The sequence below is a fragment of the Leptospira idonii genome, assembly GCF_004770995.1.
Lineage (GTDB): Bacteria > Spirochaetota > Leptospiria > Leptospirales > Leptospiraceae > Leptospira_A > Leptospira_A idonii.
Genome location: NZ_RQHW01000004.1, coordinates 1 through 930 on the forward strand (window position 1 = coordinate 1; position 930 = coordinate 930).

General features: G+C 38.6%; 1 protein-coding gene. It reads right to left on the minus strand.

Features of this window, described 5'->3' with window-relative positions; all coding sequences use genetic code 11:
• Positions 1–764 (minus strand): IS3 family transposase (locus EHS15_RS01725; protein ID WP_135758816.1); only part of this gene is annotated, 764 nt, incomplete at its 3' end.
• Positions 765–930 lie beyond the last annotated feature (166 nt).

A 930-nucleotide genomic window follows, 5' to 3' on the forward strand; every position in this document is an offset into this window, starting at 1 on the left:
CCTTTATGGGGAGCAAAAGTATTGTAGTCGTCAATCCAATTATGAATTTTAATCATAACTTCTTCTGCATGGTTTAACTGATTCACATATACATAATCCCTTTTAAATGTTTTTACAAATGCTTCTGCCATCCCGTTACTCTCAGGGGAATAAGCAGGGGTGTGACAAATTTCAAATCCTAATGTTTCCGCAAATGCCATAGTGGCAAGAGCCGTATACTGAGGACCGTTGTCAGACAGAAATTGAATGGAAGGTGGCATAGAATCGCCAAATCGCTGTTCCTTTGCCTCAAGCAAGATATCCCGAATCATCTGACCTTTGATTCCTACCGTTGAGGAAATATAGCTTATAATTTCTCTATCATGACAATCCATTACAAAAGCGACCCAGATCAATTTTCCATCCCAACAACGAATTCCTAAGATGTCGGAACACCATCTAATGTTACTTTTTAACGTGATGATTTTCCCTTCATGTGTGCGTTTGGGTCTAGCGGTATGTCTTTGTAAAAGTAGATTTTGTTCTTTCATCATTCGATAAATCCGTTTATGATTCACACATGCAAAACCCTTGTTTTTATTGATACGATTGACAATCGCAGTAACCCGTGGATATCCATAAGTTGGTCTTTCTTTACAGACTTCTTGAACCGTCTCTAAGATATGATTTTTGAATCCATCGATAGTTTTTCTTGTGCGACTAGACCCATTCTTATAGTAAAAAATCGATCGAGATACTCCCAATGCTTCTGCGATCCGACTCATTCGAAACCTTCTATTCCTTCCAATGGCTTTTGCGAGATCAGTTTTTTTTTACGAGCTAGAATCACCGCTTCTTTCAGGATTTCGTTCTCTTCCGTCTTTCTACCGAGCATGCGTTCCAGACTTTTGATTCTTTGTTCGAGTTTTTTAACTTCAGATTGAGGAACTA